This is a genomic window from Haloferax sp. ATB1 (assembly GCF_000730175.1).
Window position 1 is genome coordinate 1 of record NZ_JPES01000027.1, and the last position, 20,227, is coordinate 20,227.

23 protein-coding genes and 2 pseudogenes are annotated in these 20,227 nt (G+C 63.9%); 19 read left to right on the plus strand and 6 right to left on the minus strand.

All coding sequences use genetic code 11. The annotated features are described in order from the left end of the window. The coding region (gene hutH, locus ATB1_RS04365; RefSeq protein WP_042662429.1) for a histidine ammonia-lyase at window positions 1–1,247 on the plus strand (1,247 nt) is incomplete at its 5' end. 83 nt (window positions 1,248–1,330) lie between these two features. On the opposite strand, the gene ATB1_RS04370 is transcribed toward hutH, so the two are convergent. Continuing rightward, on the minus strand, window positions 1,331–2,560 hold the full coding sequence (locus ATB1_RS04370) for an ABC transporter substrate-binding protein (protein WP_082256270.1): 1,230 nt from the start codon (window positions 2,558–2,560) through the stop codon (window positions 1,331–1,333). 94 nt (window positions 2,561–2,654) lie between these two features. On the opposite strand from ATB1_RS04370, the gene ATB1_RS04375 reads away from it, so the two are divergent. Further along, entirely contained in the window at window positions 2,655–3,911 is a 1,257-nt protein-coding gene (locus ATB1_RS04375; RefSeq protein WP_042662430.1) for an ABC transporter substrate-binding protein, read from the plus strand. 90 nt (window positions 3,912–4,001) lie between these two features. On the opposite strand, the gene ATB1_RS22280 is transcribed toward ATB1_RS04375, so the two are convergent. After that, window positions 4,002–4,178 (minus strand): hypothetical protein, encoded by a 177-nt coding sequence (locus tag ATB1_RS22280; RefSeq protein ID WP_198526040.1) that lies wholly within the window; start codon window positions 4,176–4,178, stop codon window positions 4,002–4,004. Window positions 4,179–4,466: 288 nt separating this feature from the next. Here ATB1_RS22280 and ATB1_RS19695 point away from each other — a divergent pair. The 13 genes and pseudogenes from ATB1_RS19695 (at window position 4,467) to ATB1_RS19715 (ending at window position 15,454) form a co-directional block, all read left to right on the plus strand. Then, window positions 4,467–7,247: pseudogene (locus ATB1_RS19695) on the plus strand (ATPase, T2SS/T4P/T4SS family). Further along, window positions 7,244–7,405 (plus strand): hypothetical protein, encoded by a 162-nt coding sequence (locus ATB1_RS21935; RefSeq protein WP_157837710.1) that lies wholly within the window; start codon window positions 7,244–7,246, stop codon window positions 7,403–7,405. Before ATB1_RS19695 ends, ATB1_RS21935 begins: the two are co-directional and overlap by 4 nt. Next, window positions 7,402–9,426, plus strand: coding sequence for a type II secretion system F family protein (locus ATB1_RS04385; protein ID WP_042662431.1), 2,025 nt, complete (start codon window positions 7,402–7,404; stop codon window positions 9,424–9,426). Before ATB1_RS21935 ends, ATB1_RS04385 begins: the two co-directional genes overlap by 4 nt. Continuing rightward, window positions 9,426–9,911, plus strand: coding sequence for a hypothetical protein (locus ATB1_RS04390; RefSeq protein WP_052367714.1), 486 nt, complete (start codon window positions 9,426–9,428; stop codon window positions 9,909–9,911). The genes ATB1_RS04385 and ATB1_RS04390 overlap by 1 nt, the downstream gene beginning before the upstream one ends. A gap of 10 nt (window positions 9,912–9,921) precedes the next feature. Further along, window positions 9,922–10,380 carry a hypothetical protein gene (locus tag ATB1_RS04395; RefSeq protein ID WP_052367716.1) on the plus strand — a complete coding sequence of 153 codons (459 nt, stop codon included), beginning with the start codon at window positions 9,922–9,924 and terminating at the stop codon, window positions 10,378–10,380. Beyond that, window positions 10,377–10,529 carry a hypothetical protein gene (locus ATB1_RS22870; protein ID WP_241768054.1) on the plus strand — a complete coding sequence of 51 codons (153 nt, stop codon included), beginning with the start codon at window positions 10,377–10,379 and terminating at the stop codon, window positions 10,527–10,529. The genes ATB1_RS04395 and ATB1_RS22870 overlap by 4 nt, the downstream gene beginning before the upstream one ends. After that, a complete protein-coding gene (locus tag ATB1_RS04400) occupies window positions 10,517–11,509 on the plus strand; it encodes a hypothetical protein (protein WP_042662433.1) in 993 nt (330 codons plus the stop codon). Before ATB1_RS22870 ends, ATB1_RS04400 begins: the two co-directional genes overlap by 13 nt. Next, on the plus strand, window positions 11,502–11,972 hold the full coding sequence (locus ATB1_RS04405; RefSeq protein WP_042662434.1) for a hypothetical protein: 471 nt from the start codon (window positions 11,502–11,504) through the stop codon (window positions 11,970–11,972). The genes ATB1_RS04400 and ATB1_RS04405 overlap by 8 nt, the downstream gene beginning before the upstream one ends. Continuing rightward, window positions 11,965–12,438 carry a hypothetical protein gene (locus tag ATB1_RS04410; RefSeq protein ID WP_128081383.1) on the plus strand — a complete coding sequence of 158 codons (474 nt, stop codon included), beginning with the start codon at window positions 11,965–11,967 and terminating at the stop codon, window positions 12,436–12,438. The genes ATB1_RS04405 and ATB1_RS04410 overlap by 8 nt, the downstream gene beginning before the upstream one ends. 17 nt (window positions 12,439–12,455) lie before the next feature. Continuing rightward, complete coding sequence (locus ATB1_RS19705) at window positions 12,456–12,731, plus strand: hypothetical protein (RefSeq protein WP_206742053.1); 276 nt, start codon at window positions 12,456–12,458, stop codon at window positions 12,729–12,731. Between the two features lie 331 nt (window positions 12,732–13,062). Beyond that, a complete protein-coding gene (locus tag ATB1_RS04415; RefSeq protein ID WP_241768055.1) occupies window positions 13,063–13,611 on the plus strand; it encodes a transcriptional regulator in 549 nt (182 codons plus the stop codon). Further along, complete coding sequence (locus ATB1_RS19710; protein ID WP_052367722.1) at window positions 13,608–14,804, plus strand: hypothetical protein; 1,197 nt, start codon at window positions 13,608–13,610, stop codon at window positions 14,802–14,804. Before ATB1_RS04415 ends, ATB1_RS19710 begins: the two co-directional genes overlap by 4 nt. Beyond that, complete coding sequence (locus tag ATB1_RS19715; protein ID WP_052367725.1) at window positions 14,777–15,454, plus strand: hypothetical protein; 678 nt, start codon at window positions 14,777–14,779, stop codon at window positions 15,452–15,454. The genes ATB1_RS19710 and ATB1_RS19715 overlap by 28 nt, the downstream gene beginning before the upstream one ends. Window positions 15,455–15,573: 119 nt before the next feature. On the opposite strand, the gene ATB1_RS22290 is transcribed toward ATB1_RS19715, so the two are convergent. From ATB1_RS22290 to ATB1_RS04430, 3 genes are all read right to left on the minus strand, one after another. Continuing rightward, window positions 15,574–15,717, minus strand: a complete 144-nt coding sequence (locus ATB1_RS22290; protein WP_198526041.1) for an HVO_A0556 family zinc finger protein — start codon at window positions 15,715–15,717, stop codon at window positions 15,574–15,576. A gap of 168 nt (window positions 15,718–15,885) precedes the next feature. Continuing rightward, complete coding sequence (locus ATB1_RS04425; RefSeq protein WP_042662435.1) at window positions 15,886–16,170, minus strand: type II toxin-antitoxin system RelE/ParE family toxin; 285 nt, start codon at window positions 16,168–16,170, stop codon at window positions 15,886–15,888. Further along, the gene (locus ATB1_RS04430; RefSeq protein ID WP_042662436.1) at window positions 16,163–16,447 is read right to left on the minus strand and encodes a ribbon-helix-helix domain-containing protein; all 285 of its coding nucleotides are present in this window, start codon (window positions 16,445–16,447) and stop codon (window positions 16,163–16,165) included. The genes ATB1_RS04425 and ATB1_RS04430 overlap by 8 nt, the downstream gene beginning before the upstream one ends. 429 nt (window positions 16,448–16,876) lie before the next feature. Here ATB1_RS04430 and ATB1_RS21350 point away from each other — a divergent pair, with 429 nt between their 5' ends. Next, entirely contained in the window at window positions 16,877–17,206 is a 330-nt protein-coding gene (locus tag ATB1_RS21350; RefSeq protein WP_128081384.1) for a hypothetical protein, read from the plus strand. 298 nt (window positions 17,207–17,504) lie between these two features. Here the strand turns inward: ATB1_RS21350 and ATB1_RS04435 are convergent, their stop codons facing one another. Next, complete coding sequence (locus ATB1_RS04435) at window positions 17,505–18,161, minus strand: lactate utilization protein (protein ID WP_042662437.1); 657 nt, start codon at window positions 18,159–18,161, stop codon at window positions 17,505–17,507. Window positions 18,162–18,509: 348 nt separating this feature from the next. Here ATB1_RS04435 and ATB1_RS22875 point away from each other — a divergent pair, with 348 nt between their 5' ends. The 3 genes and pseudogenes from ATB1_RS22875 to ATB1_RS04445 all read left to right on the plus strand — a co-directional run. Beyond that, window positions 18,510–19,013 carry an MFS transporter gene (locus ATB1_RS22875; protein ID WP_241768056.1) on the plus strand — a complete coding sequence of 168 codons (504 nt, stop codon included), beginning with the start codon at window positions 18,510–18,512 and terminating at the stop codon, window positions 19,011–19,013. Beyond that, window positions 18,980–19,675: an MFS transporter gene (locus ATB1_RS22880; RefSeq protein WP_241768057.1), complete on the plus strand. Its 696-nt coding sequence runs from the start codon at window positions 18,980–18,982 to the stop codon at window positions 19,673–19,675. The genes ATB1_RS22875 and ATB1_RS22880 overlap by 34 nt, the downstream gene beginning before the upstream one ends. 90 nt (window positions 19,676–19,765) lie before the next feature. Continuing rightward, a pseudogene (locus ATB1_RS04445) lies at window positions 19,766–20,227 on the plus strand (sugar phosphate nucleotidyltransferase); the annotation flags it as partial.

The window sequence follows — 20,227 nt, forward strand, 5'->3', positions numbered from 1 at the left end:
CGCTCGCCAAGGGCTTTTCGGGCATCCGGCCCTCGGTGGTCGACCTGCTCGTCTCGATGCTCAACGAGGGCGTCCAGCCGGTCGTCCGCTCCCGCGGGAGCCTCGGTGCGAGCGGCGACCTCGCGCCCCTCGCGCACATGGCGCTCGTCCTCATCGGCGAGGGTGAAGCCCGCGTCGACGGCGAGCGACTGCCGGGCGACGAAGCCCTGCAAGCGGTCGGTTTAGAGCCGGTGACGCTCGCCTCCAAGGAAGGTCTCGCGCTCATCAACGGGACGCAACTCACGGTCGGCCTCGCCGCGCTGTTCGTCGTCGACGCCGAGCGAACCGTCGAGGCGGCCGACGCCGCTGGCGCGCTCGCAACCGAAGTCACGATGGGAACCACGGCGAACTGCGACCCCGCCATCCACGACGTTCGTCCCCATCCCGGCCAGCAGGAGAGCGCGGCCGCGATTCGCCGGCTCACCGCCGGCTCGACCGTTCTCGAATCGCACAAGGACTGCGAGCGCGTGCAGGACGCCTACTCGATTCGCTGTCTCCCGCAGGTCCACGGCGCGGTCAGAGACGCCATCTCGCACCTCCGCGAGGCCGTCGAGGTCGAACTCAACAGCGTCACCGACAACCCGCTTGTCTTCCCGGCGGGCGCGGTGGACGAGCGCGCCCCCGGAACCGACGTGGCCGCCGTCGTCTCCGCCGGCAACTTCCACGGTGAACCGCTGGCGCTCCGCCTCGACTACGCCGCCGGCGCGCTGACCGAACTCGCGGCCATCTCCGAGCGCCGGACCGACCGGATGCTCAACCCGGACGTACAGGAATCGTATCTCCCGCCGTTCCTAACCGAGCGCAGCGGGCTCCGCTCCGGCTACATGATTGCGCAGTACACCGCCGCGGCGCTGCTCAACGAGTGCCGGTCGCTCGGTCGCCCCTCCATCGATTCGACGCCCGTCAGCGGCGGGCAGGAAGACCACGTGAGCATGAGCGGCCAGAGCGCCCTCAACGCCCGCACGGTCGCCGAGAACGTCGCGACCATCGTCGGCGTCGAACTCCTCTGTGGGTCGCAGGCCGCGGAGTTCCTCGGCGACGGCCTCGAACTCGGCACCGGCACGGGAGCCGTCCGCGACGCGATTCGGTCCGTGGTTCCGCCGCTGGACGAGGACCGCCGCCTCGACGGCGAACTGGAGACCGCGGCCGACCTCGTCCGGTTCGGTGCGATTCGAGCGGCTATCGCGGACGCCGGGCTCTCCGACTGAGCGGTTTCGCCGTGTCGTCGGTCGCCGTGTCGTCGGTCGCCGTGTCGTCGGTCGCCGTGTCGTCGGTCGCCGCGGTCGCCGACTCAGAGGTCGCCGTTGATGATGTCGGCGACGCGCTGTCGGTCGAATAGCTGTTCTTCTTCGGGAATCTCGGGATACGGCCCCTCGCTGTACTGGGGCCACGCGCCGAACTGGTCCGGATAGAGCTGTTTGGCGGTCATCTCCAACTGGAACAGATTGAGTATCGGCCCCTGATAGCGGCCGGCCTGCGCGTAGACGCGGTCGTTCCGCACGGCCGAAATCTCGGCACCGACGGGGTCGTCGCGGAGGCCCGCGCGGATGTCGGGCATGCTCGTGTTCGGATGCATCCCGCCGAGCGTGAGAATCACGTCGGGGTCGGCTTCGAGGAGCGTCTCGAAGTCGACGGTCGAGCCGGACTCCACGTCGTCGCCGAACGCGCTGACCGGCTTCAGCGGGCGAGTGTGGGCGGTCAGGAAGCCCGGCGTGCTCAGGTTGTACGCGTAGATCGACTCGAGGTCGCTCGGGCCGAGGAGCACGGCGGTCGGGCGGTCGTCCTCAGCGGGGAGGTCCGCCGCAATCGCCGCGAGCAGTTCTTCGCGGACCGCCGTGAGCGCCTCGTACTTCGCTTCCTCCTGCAGCACCTGCGCGACCTTGGCGAATATCTCCCAGAGGCCGTAGTACTCGTAGGCGTCGGTCCACTCGGTCGGCGGCGCTTGATGCCGCGCGCTGAAGCTGTTGCCGAACCACGGACTGATGTTCTCCTCGATTTCGTCGAGGTCGTCTTGGCTCCAACTGCCGAGCGCGGAGACGCTGGCGGGGTCTGCGAGGTGTACGTCGCTGTCGAGTTCGTAGAGCCGCTCTTTCGACGGCTCCCACGACGAGTACAGCCCGGTCCAGTCGAGTTCGACGCCGGGGAGACGCGGCGTGAACTGGTTCCACAGCGCGTCGTAGTAGTCCGGGGCGTGCATCGAGTTGACGGCGTTGCCGTGGCCGAGCGCGAACGCCATCCCCGCGTGGTGGGTCAGTCGCGTGAAGATGCTCTCGGGGACCGATTCGAACGTCACGTCGCCCATCGGGGCCATCGACACCGTGTACGAGTCGGTCTCGTCCGCCGATTCCGTGGTCGACTCGGTCGCCGTCGATTCGGCCGCGGTGGTCGCCGTCGCGGTCGCACTGGTCGTGGTCGCGTCCGACTCGGACGAACCGGTACAGCCGGCGAGTAGTCCGCCGGCGGCGACCGAACCGCCGTAGGTCAAGAACTTCCTGCGCGTTGGTCCGTCGCTGTCTGCCATTGTATTTTTAGGCCCGCCTAATACATATAGGCGTACCGATTTAGGCCGGCCGAAATTCCGAAACGGATTTATCCGTCTGGGATTGGCTAAAACCATGGACCAAGACCTCGTCGACCAGGCGACGCGCACGCGCAGAGCGTATCTCAAGGGCGGCGGCGCGCTTCTCGCGGGCGGCCTGCTGGCCGGCTGTGCCGGGCAGAACGACGCGGAATCATCGACGGACGCGACCGAAACGGCCGCGACGACGGCGGCCACGACCGAAGCGTCTCCCGAGGCAGAGACGGAGACCGAACAGGCCGGCTACACGGTGTCGATGTCCCCGGCCGGCGACGTGACGTTCGAGTCGGTCCCGGAGGACGTGATGGTGTACAACCTCGTCTACGCCGACGCGGCGGTCGCCTTCGGCCACGGCGACGCGGTGAACTCTCTGGGCTTCGACAGCGACGCCGGCGGCCGGACGCTCGACGCCTACTACGAGCGCCTCGACGGCGTCTCGTTCGACCGGAGCGACCTCGCGCAACTCAACTCGGGGTCCGGGGACGTCAACATCGACAAGGAACTCGTCTACGAACTGGACTCCGACCTCCACCTCGTCGACCCGGCGCTCGTGGCCGGCTTCGACGGCTGGGACCAGTCGGACGTCGAGGAGATTCGCGAGCAGGTCGGCCCGTGGTTCGGCAACGCTTACAGCCGTACGCACGCCCAGCCGCCAGAGCCGTACGCCGCCGACTACCAGTACTACACGCTCTGGGAAATCGTCGAGAAGGTCGGACAGGTGTTCCAGGAGGAAGACCGCTACGCGGCGCTCGAGTCGGTCCACAGCGACCTCCTCGACACGATTCAGTCGGACCTCCCGCCCGAGTCGGAGCGCCCGTCCGTCGGCGTCGTCATCTACATGGACGAGACGTTCTATCCCTCGAAAATCAACGTTCCCGGCTTCGCGACCTCGCACATCCGTCCGCTCGGTGTCACCGACGCCTTCGCGGCCGGCGACGTGACGTTCGAGACCTCTTACGACTTCGAGACGATGCTGGAAATCGACCCCGACGTGTTGCTCCACAGCTACGGTATCGACTCGTACTACGACGTGGCGTCGACTCGCGAAACCCTCGAAGACCACCCCGTCGGGAGCGAACTCAGCGCGGTCCGGAACGACCGCGTCTTCCCCTCGGGCACGCCGGTACAGGGGCCGATTATGAACCTGTTCCAGACGGAGATGACGGCCAAGCAGCTCTACCCCGACCGCTTCGGCGCGTGGCCGGAGTACACCGGCGGTGCCTATCCCGAAATCCCCGAAGACGAGCAACTGTTCGACCGCGAGCGCGTCGCCGACATCGTCAGCGGCAACTGAGAACTGAGCCGACCGGCTTCCCCCGGCCGGTTCTCTCGTCACCCGGCGCTGGCGGGTGGTTCGTCCGCCCCGCTCGGTTCGCTCAGACGCTTACCAGAGCTGGCCCGCCGGCGTCCCGCAGTCGTCGCAGACGATGGCCTCGTTGTCTTTGTAGCTCCCCGTCACGAGGTCGCCGTCGCAGTCGGTGTAGTCGTCTTCGTCGAACGAGTCGAGCAGATGTGCGGATTTAGCCGTCGTTGATGTCTCGGCCCCTTTTACGAATTTCATTTCGAAAGTGGCGCATATCTCGCACTCCGTCTCTCGCGTTTCGCGCCGAGTCGTTCGAGACGTTTTCCGCCATTTTCATCCAATATCTGTCATTCATTCGCTCTGTACTCGTGGAATACAGTCGCTAACGAAGCCGTAGCCGGATTGTCGATCCTTCTAGTTTGGTGGTAACTATGGCTCTTCTAGCTGTTTGTAATCTCAAATGGATACGTCAGCGCTCACTAAACGGTGCACACTCTCAGCCGGAGCCTCTCACTCCCGAGTGAGCAATCCGATGGAGGACGCGAGATGAGCCTCGATGACCACCCTCGCTGGCAGTCGTCGTCTGCCGGTGTCTCTCCGTCCGACGTCACTAAAGGCGTCTACACGTGGGCGGATTTCATGCACGACCACGGATACGGAGATCAGGTCTCCGACCTGTACGTCAACGGTGAGAGTTCGAAGACGGGCTTTTTGAACCGGTTCCGCGCTACCAGTTCGGTCCCCCCGGTGCCGCACGGCGACGACTGGGACCGCGTGGCCTTCGACCCGAGTACCTATCTCGCTTCGACCCCGACGACCTCCCGTCTCGACTCGGGGAGCGGCCGCCGCGGCAGAACAGTACGGTGAGATACTGACCGAGAAGACCGGCCTCTCGCTCTCGTCGCGCAACCGCTACACGTGGGAGCAGTTCAAACGGGAGTACTACTACGACGAAAACGGGCTTCCACCCCGCGAAAGCGATGGTCGAGCCGTCCCGTTCGACCCGAGTGAGTACCTCGGATTCGACCCCGATGAACTCCCGGGAATCGTCGGTGATGCGGGGCTAAACGGAACCGGACTGAAGGCGCTCACGGACCTTCGGACCGTACAGGTCGACCCCGACCTCGACGAAGACGCCTTCTTCTCGTCGCCCGACGGTCGCCCGACGCTGGTCAGTCGCTACGACCTGGAAAAGGCTGTCCCCACTGAGAAGAAACCATTCCTCGTTGAGGTCGACCGCTACTGGGTCAACAAGCCCTACGCCTTCGTTATCGTCTTCCACTCGAAGGTCGAAAATGAGAAGAAGTACTACGTTATCGAGCCGTATCTCAATAAAATCGAGCACAAGGTAACGGAGTTCATCTCGGGCAAACTTCGCACCGCCATCAAATACTCCAGCGAGGAGGTTGCCATCGACGGGTCGCTTGACGACAGGGCCGATACCATCGAACGGTTGACCTACCGAATGCTCAACCGGTACGACCTTGCGACGAAGACGGCCGCGACGTCGACGGTGAGCCGTTTCAAGCGCCTCCTCGCCATCACCGCCGGAGAGACCGCCGGTCCCGTCACGACCGACGGCGTCCCGCTGGACCTGCTTCGGCCCGAACCGGCCGTGCTCGCGGAGAACGCCGACACGCTGACGCCCGCGCAGGTGGCGAAGATCCTCTACTTCCTGAAACGCGACTTCATCGGGTACGGCCGCATCGACGCCATCAAACACGACATCAACGTCGAAGACGTCTCCTGTGACGGCTACAACTCGCCGGTGTTCGTCTACCACGGCAGTTACGAGCAGGTCATCACTAACGTCGAACACGGACAGCGGGAACTGGACAACTTCGTCATCAAACTCGCCCAGCGCTCCGGGAAAGGCATCTCGAAGCGACAACCGCAGGTGGACGCGACGCTCCCCGACGGCTCTCGCGCGCAGTTGACGCTCGGCTGGGAAGTGAGCGGTCACGGGACGAACTACACCATCCGCCAGTTCAAAGACGTCCCGTTTACGCCGGTTGACCTCGTCAACTGGCACACGTTCTCGCTCGACGAGATGGCGTACCTCTGGCTCGCCATCGAATCGAAGCGGTCGCTCATCTTCGCGGGCGGCACGGCGTCGGGGAAGACCACCTCGCTGAATGCCGTCTCGCTGTTTATCCCCTCGAACGCGAAAATTGTCTCCATCGAGGACACGCGCGAGGTCGAACTCCCCCAGCGAAACTGGGTCTCCGCGGTGACGAGACCGTCGTTCACGCAGGACGGACAGGGAGATATCGACGAGTTCGACCTGCTCGAAGCCGCGCTCCGTCAGCGCCCCGACTACATCGTCATGGGCGAGGTTCGCGGCGAGGAAGGCCGGACGCTCTTCCAGGTCATGTCCACGGGGCACACGACGCTGACGACGTTCCACGCGGACTCCGTCGGCGAAGTCCTCAAGCGCTTCACTACGGACCCGATCAACGTTTCGAAGTCGATGTTCACCGCGCTCGACCTCGTGTCCATCCAGACCTCGACGCGGGTTCGCGGACGGAAGGTCCGCCGCACCAAGACGATCACGGAGATCAATCACTACGACCCCGAAAACGACGAAATCAACGTCAAGGACGTCTTCCAGTGGCAGGCGAGTTCCGACGAGTACGTCGCGACCGGGACGTCGAACACGCTGGAGAAACTCATGTTCGACCTCGGATGGGACCACGAACGCCTCGAACTGGAGCTGTTCAAGCGGAAGGTCGTGCTCGCGTATATCATCGCGAACGGCCTCAACGAGTACGCACAGGTCGCCGCCACGGTACAGGCGTTCATCGCGACCCGGACATGGTGCTCGCACTCATCGCCTCCGACCGCCTCGAACAGAGCCTCGAAGACCTCCGCAAGATGGAGAGCGTCAAGATCGACATCCAACCCGAGAAGGAAGCGCTCGTCCCACGTCCCGACCCGACTGAACGCGTCTACGCATACACCCAGCAGATTCTGAATGAGGCCGAGGAAACGCTGTTCCCCGAGTACCGAAACCGCCGCGTCTCCGGCCTCGGCGACGTGTTCGCTGACGCCGTCGCACCCACGGTTATCACCCTGAACCCGCAGCTCGAATCCGATGACGAAGCGGTTCCGGAACTCCCCGGCGCCGATGCCGCGATGGAGGCCTCCGGAGACGACGCGGACGCGGGCGCAGTCGGCGACGGTGGCGTGGATGACGGTGACGAACTGAGTGATCCACTGGGCGACGACTCCGACTCTGACCAGACATCCGAGTCCGGTTCGACGCCTGAATCCGACACGCCCTCCGATTCAGACGCCACGCGCGACGAGGACGGGAGTAAGAGATGAAATACGTCTACGCGACTCTCCTCCTCGAATCGGCCGGGACTGCGGTGACAGCTGAATCGCTCACTGCGGTCCTGGACGCGGTCGGTTCCGACGTCGATACGGCGCGTGTGACCGCGTGCGTCGAGACGTTCGCGGTCGAATCGGAGGCGGACCGATGAGCCTCGAACCCGGTCGCTCCGAGGAGTTCGAGTTCGACGCGCTCGACGCGTTCGGCGATTGGCTCTTACCGCTCACCCGCCGCGTCTTCGACTCCGACAGCGAGTTCGTCACGACGCTCGAGCGGAAACTCGCCGAGTCGCGGATGCCGGACACGGTCGAGTTGTACCTGTCGCGCGGGGTCGCCGTCGGGCTACTCTCCGGGCTCGTGCTCTGGCTCCTCGGGACGGTCGTCGGCTACGTGCTGTTCGCGACGGGTCTCATCCCCGTCGACGCGGTTTCGGCCCCCACGCTGGGAGTGTTCTCGATAGACGAGGCTACCCGTGCCTTCCTGCTTTCGCTCAAGCTTCCGTTCCTCGTGTTCGTCACCGGCCTCGTCTTCGGGTCGCTCGGGTTCACCGCCGCCTTCGGGGTGTTCACGACGATTCCGTACACCCGCTCGTCGGCCCGCAGACGTGAAATCAACCTGCTGCTCCCCGACGTCATTTCGTTCATGTACGCGCTCTCGGTCGGCGGCCTCAACCAACTGGAGATTCTGGAGTCCGTCGCTCGCGCCGACGACACCTACGGCGAGGCGGCGCGGGAGTTCCAGTCCATCGTCTGGGAGACGGCGTACTTCGACACCGACTACCGGTCAGCGATTCGCGAACAGGCGTCCGTGACGCCCAGCGAGGAACTGAGTCAGTTCCTCGTCGACATGCTCTCTATCATCAACAGCGGCGGCGACCTGACGCGCTTTTTCGACGATAAGCGCTCGAAGCACATGCGAACCGCGCGGAACGAACAGGAGATGGCGCTGGACACGCTGGAACTGTTCGGCGAGATGTACATGACGCTCTCGCTGTTCCCGCTGCTCCTCATCATCATCCTCGCGGCGATGAGCCTCCTCGGACAGGTGCAGGACGCCATGCTCTACTTGACCGTCTACGGCCTCCTCCCGCTGCTCGGCGTCATGTTCCTCGTGATGCTAGCGACGGTTCGCCGGGACGACCCGGGTTCCGGATACCTCCGCCCGGAAGACGACTCGTACTACGTGTCCCGCGAGCGCGAGCGACTCTCTGACGTCGGCCTCGTCGAGCGCTTCGTCGGCAAGTACCGCATCTTCGACCGCATCCACGACTACGAGGGAAGCCACGAGGCCGTCGCCATCCTGACGCGCCCGCACCACTTCTTCCGCGACCACCCGCTCTACACGCTGGTCGTCACGGTTCCGGTGGCACTCGTCCTCGTCGGGCTCTCTGTGGCGAGCGGTGGTCCAGCGTCGTGGCACGACGTGCTGGCAACCCCTGTCGAGAGCACGATTTTCTACCTGTACGTCCCGATCTATATCGTCTTCACGCCGTTGGCGGTGTTCCACGAGTGGAACGTCCGGTCGCGTCGCGCCGTCTTGCACAACCTCTCGGACAACCTCCGGAAACTCTCCAGTGCGAACGACACGGGGCTGACGCTCCTCGAATCAATCAAGACTGTCGCGGAGACGACGCCCGGAAAACTCGCCCGCGAGTTCGAGAACATGTACGCGAAAGTCGACTACGGGATGAGCCTCGAAGAGTCGTTACTGGAGTTCAACAACCGGTATCACCTCCCGCGACTCGCCCGCACGCTTAAACTCATCATGAAGGCCCAAGAGGCGTCGAACCACATCTCGTCAGTTCTGTCGGCGGCCGCACAGGCCAGCGAGAACCAAGACGACATCGAACGCGAACAGAAGACCCGAACGCGGATGCAGGTGGTCATCATCGTCATGACCTTCCTCACGCTGCTCGCGGTCATGGCAATCCTGAAGACGCAGTTCATCGACGTGATGAGCAGGCTAACCGCCAACGCGTCGGACGCAACCGGATTCGGATCCGGCGTCAACACGCCACTGCTCTCACTCCTGTTCTTCCACGCGGTGACGCTGCAGGCGATTATCTCCGGCATCATCTGCGGGTATATCCAGGAGGCCGACGTTCGGAGCGGACTCAAATACGTCGTGGTCATGCTTTCGGTCTCGCTCGTCGTGTGGATGGTGGTGGGATAATGACGTTCGGTCCCCGACTCTTCCGGTCCGATGACCGCCGCTCGCGCGACACGCGAGCGCAGACCGCCCTCGACTTCGTGGTCGGCGTCGGGCTGTTCCTGCTCGTCCTCGGTTTCCTCGTGGAGTTCGTCCCCGGAATGCTCGCCCCGTACAGCGACGACGCCGAGCTCCCCGTCGTCGCGGAGCGCGCGGCGACTCGACTGACCGACGCACACCTCGGGAACCCAACGACCCCCGGCGAACTCGACCGGCCCGCGACGCTCGCGTTCTTCGACGCGACTCCGGACCCACCGCTCGACGACCTCGTCGCCGACGGCTACTCGATTAACGTGACCGCCGAAGGCAACGTCACGGGCGACCCGACCGACCCCGAGTTCCGCGCCGTCGGCGACGTTCCGCCCCGAGACGGGTCGGTGGCAATCGTCCGCCGCGTCGTCGCCGTTGAGGGCGAGGACGTCCTGCTCACCGTGAGGGTGTGGCGATGAGGGTCCGCCGATGAACGACCGCGGGCAGGCCTTCACCGTCGAAGGTGTCGCGGCGGCGCTTCTCCTGTTGGGGACGCTCGTGTTCGCCCTGCAAGCGACGGGTATCACCGCGCTCTCGGCGGGGACCGCCGGTGGGGTCGACGAGCGACAACAGTCCGACCTCGCTCGCGGCGTCCTCGTCACCGGGGTCGCCTCCGAGACGCTCGTACCGTCGCTCCTGTACTGGAACGACTCGTACGTCGTACCGATGGAAACGGGACGTACCACGGTACCGGCGACGACGGGTACTACGTCGAGCGACTGCCGACGCGATTCGGCGACTCGCTGGTCCGAACACTCGCGGACGCGGGGTACGCCTACAACGTCAACCTGTACTACGCCGAATCGACCGACGGTCCCGTCGTCTCTCGGACGCTCGTCGAACAGGGGACCCCCAGCGACGACGCCATCCGGGCGGTTCGGACGGTGACACTCTACGACGACGACGTGCTCGTTGACTCAACCGAAACGCCGACTAACACGACGCTCTCTAACGCGACGTCCTTCTACGTCCCGGACGCGTCGGCTGGGCCGGTCTACAACGTCGTGCAGGTGGAGGTGGTCGCATGGCGGCTCTGAATGCGGTTCGAACCGACGACCGAGGACAGCTGCTCCTCGTCGGCGCGTTCATCCTCGCAGTCCTCCTCGTGGCCCTCGCGGTGGTGCTCAACGCCGCGGTCTACACCGAGACGCTCGCCGCCAGTAGCAACGACCGGGCTGACGTGTCCGACACGGTCCAGTACCGCGACGACACCGAACGCGGTCTCTCGGGCCTCGTCGCCGCCGTCAACGACGACGCCTACGCCACCCGGAGCGAGGCCGATACGGCGCTTCGTACCGGTTTCACCGACTGGGACGCCATCTCCGCCCGGGAGCAGGCGGCGACCGGTCGCGCGACCGCCGTCTCCGTCGACGCGGTCTCGATAGCGACGAACGTTTCACAGACGAACGCCAGCCTGTCGTTCGCGAACGCTTCCGGTTCGACGGAGTGGACGCCGGTCCAAAATGCGGCATCCACGTCGAGGTTCAATCTGAATGTGGCCCCTCCCGACCTCGCCGTCCCCACGGATCCGAGTGACCCCGCCGTTCTCGACGCCGAGACGTTCCACGTCGAACTCGTCGAGACCGACACCGGACAGACGTGGCAGGTGTTCGTGTTCCAGTCCCCCTCGGACCCGTCGCAAGTCACCGTCGCAGTCCACGAGCCGGGCGCGACGACCGTCGAACCGTACAACGCATCGTGGGACGGAACGACCCCGGTCGTCGTCGACATCGTCAACGGAACGGTCGGCGATACTGATGCACCGGAACTGCGGTTCCTCGACGAACTCTCGGGACAGTATTCGGTCGCTTACTCGAACGCCGACAGGGCGTCCGGAACGTACACGCTCGTCGTCGATGGCGACGTGTCGACCCCGGCCGACTACTCGACAGCCCCCGCCGCCGGGCCGACGGCGCGGGCCGTCGTCACGCAACTCGACGCGACCCTCCGCTACGAGCTGTCGAATCTCAGCTACGAGACGCCCATCACGGTCGTCGCTGGGGGTTTCGATGGCTGAGTTCGGATTCTTCGGCGGAACCGACCGAGGCGTCTCTTCGACGGTGAACTACATTCAGGTCCTCGGTATCGCCACCCTGCTCATCTCGGGACTCGTCTTCGTCGCGGCCGACATCGTCGTCGACCAGCACGACCGGGCGACGACCGAGGGACTGACCGTCGTCGGGACGCAGCTCGCCGCCGAAATCGAAGCGACCGACGTCCTGGTTCGCTCGACGGATAGTGCGGGGACGGTCGAACGGACCGTCGACCTCCCGACCGTCTCGGGCGGGAGGTATGCCGTCTCGATTACCAACACCGGCGGCTCGACGTACGACCTGACGCTCACGACTTCCGAATCGGGCCACTCCGTCACGGTTCCGTTCGTCTCCGAGACACCGGTCAGCGCCCCGACTCGCGTCGAGGGCGAGACCGTCCGGATTACCTACACTGCCGGTGGTTCTATGGAGGTCCACGATGACTGAGCGGCGGGCTTCGTCGGGGGCGCGACGGACCGACCGGGGCGTGAGCGAGATTCTCTCGTTCGTCCTCGTGTTCGCGCTCGTCATCGGCACGGTCTCGCTCGTCTACGCGCTCGGGTATCCCGCGCTCCTCCACGTTCAGGAGGTCGAACGCGGAACTAACGCCGAGCGCGCCATGACGACGCTCGCGGACACGATGACGGACGTCACGGTTCGCGGTGCGCCGAGTCGGGCCACCGAGGTCAAGCTCTCTGAGGCGAGTCTGTCCTTCGGAGAGCCGGTTACGATAACCGTGAAAAATGACACCGGAGTCGTGCTCAACGAGACCACGTTCCGTCCACTCATCTACGAGGGTCCGACGGGACCCGACTCGCCTACGTCGGTGGCGCGGTCTTCCGCGAACAGCCCGACGGCGGGTTCGTCGTCGTTCGAGACCCGGAACTCGTGGTCTCCGGGTCGGAAACGGTGATTCTGGTGCCGGCGACGATGCCGGCGTCGTCAACCGATACCCTCGCCGGACAGACCGATGTCCTCGTTCGGCTCGAACGCGGAAGCGTCTCGACGGTCACGACTGCGGGCGACGTGACCGTTGAGGTGGCTTCACCCACCTCCGGCGCAGCTACCACCGGTGCGTGGCACGCGTACCTGCAGTCGCTTCCGGGGGCGACGAACTGCCAGCAGACGTCGACGACCGCCTCCTGTACCTTCACTGCGGACCGGTCGTCGGTCTCCGTCGTAGACGTCGCCGTCGAATTAGAGTGATTCTCCTTCTCGACGCTCGAATTTGCGTCGTTCGCCCCTGATTTCGGTTCGTTAGAGCCGTGTTATCGGTCGATACCGGTCGGTAACTGACGACCCCGTCCCAGTGCCGGTTCAGTCGGGAGTGACTAACGAAACGTGCGTCCCGCATACCTCTGGTGAACCCAAAATGTCGCCTACTTCGCTCCCGCGCCCGACCGGACGCGACATGACAACAATCCACACGCCAGTACGGCCCCGGAGGTGTGGCGGATGGTGACCCGACTCCCCACCGGTATCGACGTCCTCGACCAGATGCTCCGTCGGGGGGATTCCCGTCGGAAGCGTCGTCGCATTGGTCGGCGCGCCCGCGAGTCAGTCGGAGCTCTTCCTGTACGAACATGCGGGCCGGAGAGAGACCATCTACCTGACGACCGAACGGTCCGCCGAGTCCATCCGTTCCGTGTTGAACGCTCGCGGGCACGCGGCCACCGACTCAATTGATGTGGTAGAGGTCGAGGCGTCCGACGTCCGGGCGGCCGTCGAGTCCGCCCTCGACTCGATTCCGCCGGAGTCGATGCTCATCGTCGACCCCGCGGATGCGCTCGAACGGCTCGACCACTGGTCGTACGTTTCCCTCCTCAAACGACTGAAATCCCGGATGGTCCAGACCGGCGGCATCGCACTCCTGCACTGTCTCGACGGACTCACTCCCCCCGCAGAACGCGACGCGACGCTTTACCACGCCGACGTGGTCTTTTCCCTCTCGACGCGCATCGACGACGACGAAGTCGAAAACTGGCTCGCCGTCCCGAAGTTCCGGGGCTACCGCGCGCTGAACGATACCATCAGGCTCGACCTTGGCGAACGAATCGTTGTGGACACGAGCAGGAACATCTCATGAGTCCTCCACGCCGTCGGGCGGGTCGTCACCGGTCCAAGAGCCGGTCTCAGAGCCGCGTTCCGTGGCTCTACGCCGTCGTCCGAGATACGACCGCCCAGTCGGAGGGCGTCGCCGTCGTGCTGATGCTCTCGATGGTACTCCTTGGGACGATTACGGTCCTCGTCGTCGGCGGGACCGCCATCGCCGACAGCCGGCAGAACGTTCAGGTGGAGAAGGCGGAACACGCCATGCGGCAACTCGACGCCGGAACGAGTTCCGTCGTCTTCGAGAACGCCGACCGCACCAGCGTCGACCTCGGCGTCGCCGCCGGAGACGGGCAACTCCGGACCAGCGACGACGGGTGGATGCGCGTCGAGCTTCTGGACGCCGACACCGATTACGCCGACCCGGCGACGCGGGTTCTCAACGTCTCGCTCGGGACGGTCGTCTACCAGAACGGTGACACCGAAGTCGCCTACGAAGGCGGTGGAATCTGGCGGTCTGACGACGGTTCGACCACGATGGTCGCTCGTCCCGAGTTCCACTACCGGAACGGAACGCTCACCGTGCCCATCGTGAGCATCACCGAGGCGAACGGGCTCTACGATGAGGTCGAAGTGGTCGAGACGGCCCCCTTCGAACGGTGGTCTCCGAACGCGACTGCCGGCCGTCCGCATAAGCTCTCGAACTCGAAAGTCGTCATCACTGTCCAGAGCGACTACTACGAGGCGTGGGGTCAGTACTTCGAATCCGAGACGAACGGTATCGTGACCTACGACCATGCCCGCGAGACCGTGTCGGTGAAGTTCCTCTCTTTACCGGACTCCATCTCGCTCGCCGACGGTATCATCGCGACGGCCGGGACCGGTGAACTCGCGCTCGCAGGCAACGGCGCGTACACCGATAGCTACAATTCCTCCGTCGGGCCGTACGACGTCTCCAAGGGGTACAACGGTGATGTCTGGGCCGCGGGTAACGTGACGATGGTCGGGTCGTCCGCGGTGAAAGGAGACATTCGATCCGGCGACACCGTTGAACTCTCCGGAACTTCGGACGTGTACGGCGACGTCTACTGGACGGAGGAGTTCGACCCGAAGGGTGCGTCGGTCCTCGGGAACAACGAACAGATTACCGGCGTGGCGACCATCGAACCCATCGATGGATACGTCAGACGGACCGTCGAGAGGTGCGAGCGGCCAACGACAACGACGTGACGACGCTCATTCAGAACAACAAACTGGACTTCGGTGGCAGTGACTCCGGGACCCTGACCAACGGAACCTACTACTTCGAGGACATAACGTTGTACGGCGAAACCCTCACGCTCGATACAACGGACGGTGACATCGTCATTGGCGTCCGCGATTACATCCGCGTCGACCGCAAGGGGAGCAGTGGTGCGACTATCGAGATAATCGGGGACAACACCGTCTACGTGTACGCTGCAAGCGAGCGCGAAGTCACGATTACGCGGAGTGAAAACAACGCGCTCGACCGGGACCGTGACCTGAACCTCTACGTCGCTCCAGACGCGCTTGTGGAGGTTCCGTACGACCGCTCTCCCCAACTTCGAGTCTACGGGACCAGTGACTTCTCGATGGCAATCGCCGCGAATCGCGGAAAACCGGCGGCGTTCTACGGCATCATCTACGCGCCGGCGGGATACCACGGAACCGGTGAGGTATACATCAAGCAAGCGGAGGTCGCAGGCGCGGTGGTGACCGGCTCCATGACGATCGGACAGTACGGTGCGGTTCACTACGACGAAGCGCTTCGGATGGTCGACCTCCCGCGCTCACCGACCGTCTCCCGACTCGAGTATCTCCACGTCGGTCACCACCAGGTGGCGGTTCGACAGGTCTGACGAGGGAGTTACAGTTCGACTGAGAGGGCGTCGCCGACGCCGTCACTACGAACTGATTCGAACTGTGGTTGCGGTCACTACACGGACGCGAAGACGACCGCAGTCGGCCGCCGTTCGGCTTACCAGAGTTGGACGGCCGGCGTCCCGCAGTCGTCGCAGACGATGGCCTCGTTGTCTTTGTAGCTCCCCGTCACGAGGTCGCCGTCGCAGTAGGTGCAGTCTTCTTCGTCGAACGAATCGAGCAGGTACGCGGATTCGGGCATATCCGACGATTCGGCTCCAGTCGTAAGAACATTTCTCCGGTTCGATATATCGGGGTCCGTGACACTCCCGAGAACGGCTCTGTTGAAATCCTTAGTCACTGATAGTTTGTTGAGGCCGTGCTGAATACAGCGCGCGAGTCGGTCAAAGATCGCCTGCAGTAAAGAGTGTCAATCGTCGTCGGCAGTGTATGCTCCACCACGACGCTTGATTCGAGCGACGACCATCCGCTGTTCGGATTGACGGAAGGTCACGGCTAATCGGAACTCACCGATGCGTACCTTCTTGTGCGGACTGTTCTGGAGTGGTTCGCCATAGTCCGGTGGATCTCGCCACGGCGAGTCAGCGATCTCGTCGAGCTTGTTCAGTATCCGTTCTTGCTCAGGAGGAGAAAGGGCTGAAAGGTCGTCCTGTGCTGTTGATGTGAGTTCCCACGTCCAGTCCTCCTCACTCATCGCTGTCCGTTCCGAACTGCTCGCGGGCTTCATCGGCACTCATCGTCCGTCCCTCACGGATGTCCTCCTCTGCTTGGAGGAGCGCGATGAGTTCATCGCGGTCAAACGTCGGGAATTCGGTCGCGTCTCGGAGGGTGTAGCGGATGAATTCACTTCGACTGTTGAACCCACGTCCCTGCCATGTGCTGTCTATTTCGTCGAGAAACGACTGTGTGACTTTGAAATTCACCGTGACAATCTCGTCATCACCGTTTGATCCCGTAGTTGCTTCAGACATACGCTAGTATTACGTACGTCTTACTAAATCAATTTCGGCGGGTTGCTACTTGCTGAACTCACCCTCTGGGTGTTGCACGTCACTTCTGACAGCACTCGGTGAGGTTTATGTGGGCGTGCTGAACTCAGGGTGCGTATGTTGCAGACGGTTCTCCCTAATTCACAGAAAAACTAACAAGATTGGTTTTGATGAACTGCCATGGCACGATTTGGGTCTCGTCGTGAAGTCCTCCAATTGGCTGGCTCAGGGATTGTATTCCTAAGTGGCTGTAGTACTCTCAGTCCACAGCAGTCAGCCAGACAAACGGTTACTCCTGCCCCACCGGCGTCAGCAGAAGAAATCGCGGAGTCTGACTGTCCTCCATACGGGGGCCAAAACAACAGTATCTGTTCGCACACGGTTGAGACCGATTCTGCCTCGGTGTATCTATTGCCCTCACAGACAGTTGGTAAATCTCCTGAGTCGCTTACGCTGACCTTCTATAACAACTCTGAGACAGAACTAACATTCAATCCGTTCTCGTGGACAATACGATTCAAAAATCCGTCCGGATGGACTGAGATTGAACAGAAATCTTCCGGCAGCGGAAAAGTATCAGTCGCGCCTGGAGATACGGTGGCGTGGTCGTTTGAAGAGGTCGTGGGCTACATCAACGAAGCGGAGGCCATCGGTTCAGGTACGTACACTGCAGAGATTAACGTTCCCGGCCCAAGTACTGATGACTGGATAACCTGTCTCGCTCTGTTTAGTATTCAGTGAGCCGCCCAGACTTACCAGTGTCTCGATGGTCTCAGTAATGACTGATACACCCTCTGTCTGTGTCACGCGGATTCTGTCAACGTCTAAGGATTTCAACAGAGCCACGAGAACTATTCAGTTCGAGCCGGCGTTTCGCCGGCAACAGACGCGGCTCACGATGCGGGACCGCAAAACGGTGGATTCCGGGGGAATTGTGGTGGGATGCCCGGTGTGGTGGTGCTGATGGTGATGGATTGTCCGGGCGCAGGAAGCTCCCCGGAGGAGCGTGGGAACGTGTCGAGGGAACGGCGAGTCGGACTTAGTAGCCCAGTTGCTCGCGGATGAGGACGACGGTGGTGCGGCCCTCCTCGACTTCCTGCCGGAAGATGAGCTGCTTCGCAATCATCGACTCGACGCCGTAGGCTTCCTTCGCGCGCTCGTTTTCGAGGGGGTACGCGACGGATTCGAGGCGGTCGAGCGCGTCGTCGAGCGTCGGGACGATTTTGTTGACGCCGCTGACGATGACGACGTTGCTGGCGGCGAAGGGGTACGCGCCGATACGGCTCCCGGAGAGGTCCGCGGCGACGAGGTCGCCCGTCTGCGAGATGGCGTTGATGCCGCCGAGGAAGTAGTCGGCGGTCTGGGAGTCGCGGCGGGCGGCCTGTCGCTCCGCGTCGTCGTCGATGCTCCAAATCTGGTCCGGCAGGCTCTCCCAGTCGTGGTCGCCCTCGCTGAGGTAGTCGTCGAACCCGATCTCTTCGAGGGTGGTCGAGTGGCCGTTCATCACGGAGACGCCGGCGGGGATGTGCGACCGCAGGGTTTCGAGCGCCTCGTCGGCCGTGTCGACGACGACGACGTCGAACCCGCTCGCTTCGAGGTTCTCGACGGCCACTTCGACGGCCTCGTCCTCGGGGAGTCGGTCGAGGTCGGCGTCGATGTCGGCGTCGTCTGCGTAGTCGGATTTCTGTTGAGACATGTGTGAGTGTGGTGGTGGAGTTCGGTGGGTGCTCCGACGAACGTGTGTAGCGCCTGTCGGGTGTTAAACGCTCGCTGACGGCGGTGTCAGGTGGTTACGGGCGTGTTACCGGCCGGGACTGGCGGCGGTGGCTGTCGTCGGCACTGGTGTGGCCGTCACCGCCGTCGTCGTCGCGCTTTTCGATGGGCCGAGAACCCATACGTATCAGAATCCATCCCTATCGACTTCTGCGGCTCCTATCCCGGAGAGTGTTGCCGCAGCGTTTGTGACTAGCGTACCACGGTATGTTAGACACATACTTATAATATATCCGATAGTTTAATCCGTCGGGTGGCACTCCGACGATGTATGGGTCTTCGAGATTTTCACCCGGCCGTCATCGCGACGGCGGTCGCGACGTTCGTCTCCTTTCTCGGCATCGGCGTCGTCGATCCGATTCTTCCGAGTATCGCCCGCGAACTGGGTGCCTCGCACTTCATGGTCGAACTCCTGTTTACGAGCTACCTGCTCGTGATGGGCCTCGCGAACCTGATTGCGGGCGCGCTCGCCACGCGAATCGGGAGCAAACGGACGCTTCTCCTCGGCCTCGCTACTGTCGCCGTCTTCGCGGGGGCGTGCGCGCTCGTCTCGACTGTCGAGTCGCTCGCGGTGCTCCGCGGCTTCTGGGGGCTGGGGAACGCACTTTTCACCACGACCGCGCTCGCCATCATCGTCGGCGTGGCCGCCAACACCAGAGGGGCGATTACGCTCTACGAGGCCGCCCTCGGCTTCGGTATCGCCTGCGGTCCGCTCCTCGGCGGCGTGCTCGGCGCGCAGTCGTGGCGGATGCCCTTCGCGGGCGCGAGCGCCTGATGGTCGTCGCCTTCGCGTTCGTCGTCTTCACGGTCGAAGAACCGGAGTCGGAGCACAGACAGGGACTCCGTGACGTGGTCGGAACGTTCCGCCACCCGGGCGTGCTCACGAACGCGGCCGTCGGACTGCTCTACACCTTCGGCTTCTTCACGCTTCTCGCGTACACGCCGCTCGTCCTCGGCCTCGGCGCGTTCCGAATCGGCCTCGTGTTCTTCGGCTGGGGCCTCCTGGTCGTCGTCGGCTCCGCCGTCCTCTCGTCGCGCCTGAACGGGCTGTTCGGGACGCCCGAAGTCACCGTCGGCGCGCTCGTCGCTTTCGCCGCGACGCTGTGTCTGATGTGGCTCTCGGCCGGCGACACCGCCGCGCTCGCCGCGCTTGTCGTCATCGGCGGACTCTTCTGCGGCGTCCTGAACGCGAACCTGACCACGCTGGCGATGGGCATCTCCTCGCACGGGCGGTCGGTCGCCTCGGGCGCGTTCAACAGCCTCCGCTTTATCGGCGGCGCGTTCGCGCCCATCACGGCGGGCTACCTCGGTCAACACTACGGCGCGACGGTCCCGTTCCTGCTCGGCGCGTTCACCGTCGTCGTCGGGGCCGTCGTCCTCGTGGGTCGGTTCGGGCGGTTCAGGCTCGCCGACTCCGGGTCGGCCGCCGGCCACTAACCGAGGCGCGGACGCACGACACGCGCCGTTTCGGCGATTCGCTTACTCCAGTCCGAGCGCGTCGCAGAGCGTCGCCACGTCGAGGTTGTCGGCGACGAGCGCGGCGGCGTCCCGGTCGAGTTCGCCGTGCAGTCGGAACAGCGCGGAACGGCCGACGCGGTCCGCGCCGCGGCCCCTCATCTCGACCCCGACGAACCGTTCGTCGTCCTCAACGGCGACGCGCTGTACGACGTGCCGTCGCTTTCGACGCTGTACGAGGGGACGCCCGCGGTCGGGTCGTTCCGCGTCGACGACCCGAGTTCCTACGGCGTCCTCGACACCGACGACGAGGGCTTCGTCACCGGCGTCGTCGAGAAGCCCGCGGACCCGCCGTCGGACCTCGTTAACGCCGGTGCGTACGTCTTCCCGGCCGAAGCCCACGGCTGGCTCGACGTGGACGAGAGCGACCGCGGCGAACTCGAACTGACCGACGTGCTCGCGGCGACCTGCGAGGCCTACGACGTGCGCGGCGTCGCGTTCGACCGCTGGCTCGACGTGGGTCGCCCGTGGGAA